1 tRNA gene and 3 rRNA genes are annotated in these 5,348 nt (G+C 48.1%); all 4 read right to left on the reverse strand.

Annotated elements, in window-relative coordinates:
- Nucleotides 1–63: 63 nt before the first annotated feature.
- The 4 genes from rrf to AC04MQ_RS19245 all read right to left on the reverse strand — a co-directional run bounded on the left by rrf (nt 64) and on the right by AC04MQ_RS19245 (nt 5,208).
- Nucleotides 64–180: ribosomal RNA gene (gene rrf, locus AC04MQ_RS19230) — 5S ribosomal RNA — on the reverse strand.
- 253 nt (nt 181–433) lie between these two features.
- Nucleotides 434–3,374 (reverse strand): 23S ribosomal RNA (locus tag AC04MQ_RS19235).
- Between the two features lie 110 nt (nt 3,375–3,484).
- Nucleotides 3,485–3,561 (reverse strand) — tRNA-Ile (locus AC04MQ_RS19240).
- Between the two features lie 142 nt (nt 3,562–3,703).
- Nucleotides 3,704–5,208: ribosomal RNA gene (locus tag AC04MQ_RS19245) — 16S ribosomal RNA — on the reverse strand.
- Together the 16S, 23S and 5S rRNA genes with 1 tRNA gene alongside form the textbook arrangement of a ribosomal RNA operon.
- Between the last annotated feature and the right edge of the window lie 140 nt (nt 5,209–5,348).

Raw genomic sequence — 5,348 nt, forward strand, 5'->3', positions numbered from 1 at the left:
TCGTCAGATTTCGGGCATAAAAAAACCCGGATTACTTTCGTAACCCGGGTTCAAGTAAAATAGAGCTGGCGTCGTGCTACTCTCCCACATTGTCACCAATGCAATACCATCGCCGCAAGAGGACTTAACTTCTGAGTTCGGAATGGGATCAGGTGTGGCCCCTCTGCTATAAACACCAGCAAAGCGTTTATTAATCAAAGTGGTTAGCTTCTTACACTAACCTTTTCGTTCTTTGCAACTTACTTCCAATCCAAATGGAGAAGTTACTTTCTTTTTATCATTACAACTGAATGATTGATTTAATTGATTTTTAGCGAGTCGCTGTTAGTTCCACATTTCACTCTCTTACTTATTCAGAGAGCTAGTCTCTCGTTCCAATTAAGGAAGTCTCTGAGACGAAATCTTCGTTAGATAAATCTAAGAAGAATGTTTTTTAAAAAAGCCTCACGACCTATTAGTACTGATCAGCTCAATACATTGCTGTACTTACACCTTCAGCCTATCAACCTCGTAGTCTCCAAGGGGTCTTTAGGGGGCCGAAGCCCCAGTGAGATCTAATCTTGTAGTTTGCTTCCCGCTTAGATGCTTTCAGCGGTTATCAATTCCGAACATAGCTACCCTGCATTGCTCTTGGCAGAACAACAGGAACACCAGAGGTTCGTCCATCCCGGTCCTCTCGTACTAAGGACAGGTCTACTCAAATCTCATACGCCCACAGAAGATAAGGACCAAACTGTCTCACGACGTTCTGAACCCAGCTCGCGTACCACTTTAATTAGCGAACAGCTAAACCCTTGGGACCTGCTCCAGCCCCAGGATGTGATGAGCCGACATCGAGGTGCCAAACTCCATCGTCGATATGGACTCTTGGATGGAATAAGCCTGTTATCCCCGGAGTACCTTTTATCCGTTGAGCGATGGCCCTTCCACGCGGGACCACCGGATCACTTTGGCCTGCTTTCGCACCTGCTCGACTTGTAGGTCTCGCAGTCAAGCCCCCTTATGCCAATGCACTCGACGCCTGGTTTCCAATCAGGCTGAGGGGACCATCGCGCGCCTCCGTTACTTTTTGGGAGGCGACCGCCCCAGTCAAACTGCCCACCAGACAGTGTCCCTCTGCTCGTAAAGAGCAGCAGGTTAGATTTCAAAGGTGCCAAGGGTGGTATTTCAAGGTTGACTCCACAATGGCTAGCGCCACTGCTTCAAAGTCTCCCACCTATCCTACACATGCCAACTCTAAAATCACTGCCAAGCTACAGTAAAGGTTCACGGGGTCTTTCCGTCTTTCTGCGGGTACTCGGCATTTTCACCGAGAATTCAATTTCGCGAGGCATTTGGTCGAGACACCGGAGAAGTCGTTACGCCATTCGTGCAGGTCGGAACTTACCCGACAAGGAATTTCGCTACCTTAGGACCGTTATAGTTACGGCCGCCGTTTACTGGGGCTTCGATTCTCAGCTTCGCTTACGCTAACTAATCCTCTTAACCTTCCAGCACCGGGCAGGCGTCAGTATGTATACTTCGTCTTGAGACTTTGCACATACCTGTGTTTTTGATAAACAGTCGCTACTCCCATTTCTCTGCGACCCGAAAAAGCTTGGGGAGTAAATCCTTACACTCTCGCGGGCACACCTTTTCCCGAAGTTACGGTGTTAAGTTGCCGAGTTCCTTGACCAAAATTCACCCCATCGCCTTAGGATATTCACCCCACTCACCTGAGTCGGTTTACGGTACGAGCTAATAAAACTAAACTTACGAAACTTTTCTTGGATACATGGCTTTTCACACTTCCGGGACAAGTCCCTCGCATTCACACCTCAGAGTTAAGACCAGCGGATTTGCCTACTGATCCTCCTACATGCTTACACCTCAATCCAATAAGAGGCTGTGATATCCTATACCGTCATTCCTTAAGCGCGATTTATTAGGTAACGGAATATTAACCGTTTTGCCATCGATTACGCCACTTGGCCTCATCTTAGGTCTCGACTAACCCTGGGAAGATTATCTTTACCCAGGAATCCTTGAGTTTTCGGCGCCCGGGTTTTTCACCCGAGTTCAACGCTACTTATGTCAGCATGATCACTTCTAGTTCGTCCAGCTGTCCTACCGGTCAACCTTCATCCTACACTAGAACGCTCCCCTACCACTAAAATATAAAATATCTTAATCCAAAGCTTCGGTAACACGCTTAGCCCCGTTGTATCTTCCGCGCAGAGTCACTAGACTAGTGAGCTATTACGCTTTCTTTAAAGGATTGCTGCTTCTAAGCCAACCTCCTAGTTGTCAAAGTAACTCCACAACGTTCTCCACTGAGCGTGCATTTAGGGACCTTAGCTGTTGGTCTGGGCTCTTTCCCTCTCGACTCATGACCTTATCACCCTGAGTCTGCCTGCCAGGGAACATATCAATGGCATTCGGAGTTTATTTGGGTTTGGTAATCCGGTAAAGACCCCTAGCCCATTCAGTGCTCTACCTCCATGATATTTTTTACCTGACGCTATACCTAAATATATTTCGGGGAGAACCAGCTATCACCCAGTTTGATTGGCCTTTCACCCCTAATCACAGATCATCAAAAGAGTTTTCAACCTCAACTTGTTCGGTCCTCCACGAGGTGTTACCCTCGCTTCAACCTGTCCATGATTAGATCACCGGGTTTCGGGTCTATGCCTGCATACTAAATCGCCCTATTCAGACTCGCTTTCGCTACGGCTCCACCTACAACGGCTTAACCTCGCATGCAAACATAACTCGCTGACTCATTATGCAAAAGGTACGCTATCGACCACTTAAGGGTCTCTAACTGCTTGTAGACTTACGGTTTCAGGTTCTATTTCACTCCCCTCTCGGGGTTCTTTTCACCTTTCCCTCACGGTACTTGTTCACTATCGGTCACTAAGGAATATTTAGCCTTATGAGGTGGTCCTCACAGATTCCCACGAAATTTCACGTGTTTCGTGGTACTCGGGATGCCGCTAGGGCCTTCGAAGCTTTCGAGTACGGGGCTATCACCCTATCTTGCCAGACTTTCCAGACTGTTACTCTAACTTCTCCGGTCCCACATTGCGGTCCCACGACCCCTCATTCAAATTAATGAATAAGGTTTAGGCTGTTCCCCGTTCGCTCGCCACTACTGGGGGAATCTCGGAATTGATTTCTCTTCCTGAGGGTACTGAGATGTTTCACTTCCCCTCGTTCGCTTCAAACAACTATGTATTCATTGAGTGATACCATAAATGGTGGGTTTCCCCATTCGGAAATCTCCGGATCAAAGTGTGTGTGCCACTCCCCGAAGCTTATCGCAGCTTACCACGTCCTTCATCGCTTCTTAGTGCCAAAGGCATCCACCGTAAGCCCTTTGTAGCTTAAAAAAATGGAACTAACCTCGCTAAAAATCAACTAAATCAATCTATTCAATTGTCAAAGAACGAAAACCGTTCAGCAAAACTCTAACTTACACCGCATTCCAGTTATTAGAACTTGGTGGGCCTGGGAAGACTCGAACTTCCGACCCCACGCTTATCAAGCGTGTGCTCTAACCAACTGAGCTACAGGCCCGTTAGGCTTCACTCTCTCAAAACTAAACAGCTAGATAGATTTTTGGGACTCACTTACTCGGGAAGAGTAAGTTGACCTAAGATTGGGTCATTTTAACTTATCAAGAACAAGTCTTGATGAAGATTGACCGGATAATCCTTAGAAAGGAGGTGATCCAGCCGCAGGTTCCCCTACGGCTACCTTGTTACGACTTCACCCCAATCATCGACCATACCTTGGGCGCCTGCCTCCTTGCGGTTAGCGCAGCGACTTCTGGTACAGCCAACTTTCATGGTGTGACGGGCGGTGTGTACAAGGCCCGGGAACGTATTCACCGCGGCATTCTGATCCGCGATTACTAGCGATTCCAACTTCATGATCTCGAGTTGCAGAGATCAATCTGAACTTAGATAGCTTTTAAGCGATTTGCTCTACCTCGCGGCTTAGCTTCGCTCTGTGACTACCATTGTAGCACGTGTGTAGCCCTAGGCATAAGGGCCATGAGGACTTGACGTCATCCCCACCTTCCTCCGGTTTAACACCGGCAGTCCATCTAGAGTGCCCAACTGAATGCTGGCAACTAAATGCAGGGGTTGCGCTCGTTGCGGGACTTAACCCAACATCTCACGACACGAGCTGACGACAGCCATGCAGCACCTGTGTACCGACCCTTGCGGGCGACGACATTTCTGCCAGTCTTCCAGTACATGTCAAGCCTAGGTAAGGTTCTTCGCGTTGCATCGAATTAAACCACATGCTCCACCGCTTGTGCGGGCCCCCGTCAATTTCTTTGAGTTTTAATCTTGCGACCGTACTCCCCAGGCGGGATACTTAACGCGTTAGCTTCGTCACTGAAGGGGTCAATACCTCCAACAACAAGTATCCATCGTTTACGGCGTGGACTACCAGGGTATCTAATCCTGTTTGATCCCCACGCTTTCGGATCTCAGTGTCAGTGTTCGGCCAGTTACCCGCCTTCGCCTCCGGTATTCCTGTTGATATCTACGTATTTCACCACTACACCAACAATTCTAGTAACCTCTCCGACACTCAAGCTTCGCAGTATCAAATGCACTTCCAGGGTTGAGCCCTGGGCTTTCACATCTGACTTACAAAGCCACCTACATCCGCTTTACGCCCAATAATTCCGAACAACGCTAGGATCCCTCGTCTTACCGCGGCTGCTGGCACGAAGTTAGCCGATCCTTTCTTACAGGGTACATTCATTGTGTTATTCCCCTGCGACAGAGCTTTACGACCCGAAGGCCTTCATCACTCACGCGGCGTCGCTGCATCAGAGTTTCCTCCATTGTGCAATATTCCCTACTGCTGCCTCCCGTAGGAGTCTGGACCGTGTCTCAGTTCCAGTGTGACTGATCATCCTCTCAGACCAGTTAAAGATCGTCGCCTTGGTGAGCCGTTACCTCACCAACTAGCTAATCTTACGCGGACTCATCTTAGAGCGAAAAACCTTTGACCCCTAGAGCCGCAGCTCCTGTGGTCTTATGCGGTATTAGCTAATCTTTCGACTAGTTATCCCCCACTCTAAGGCAGATTATCCACGCGTTCCTCACCCGTGCGCCACTAGGTATTGCTACCCCGTTCGACTTGCATGTATTAGGCACGCCGCCAGCGTTTGTTCTGAGCCAGAATCAAACTCTCCAGTTTAAATTCTGTTTAGAAGCAAACAGCTAGCTTTTACGCTATTGTTTGTTCGAATATTTTTTGAAATTGTGAATACCAATTACTCGGTATTCAAAGAGCCCAAAAATCTATTTTATCTAGCTATTCAGTTTTCAAAGAGCGAA

This window comes from Bdellovibrio sp. MYbb2, assembly GCF_056175685.1.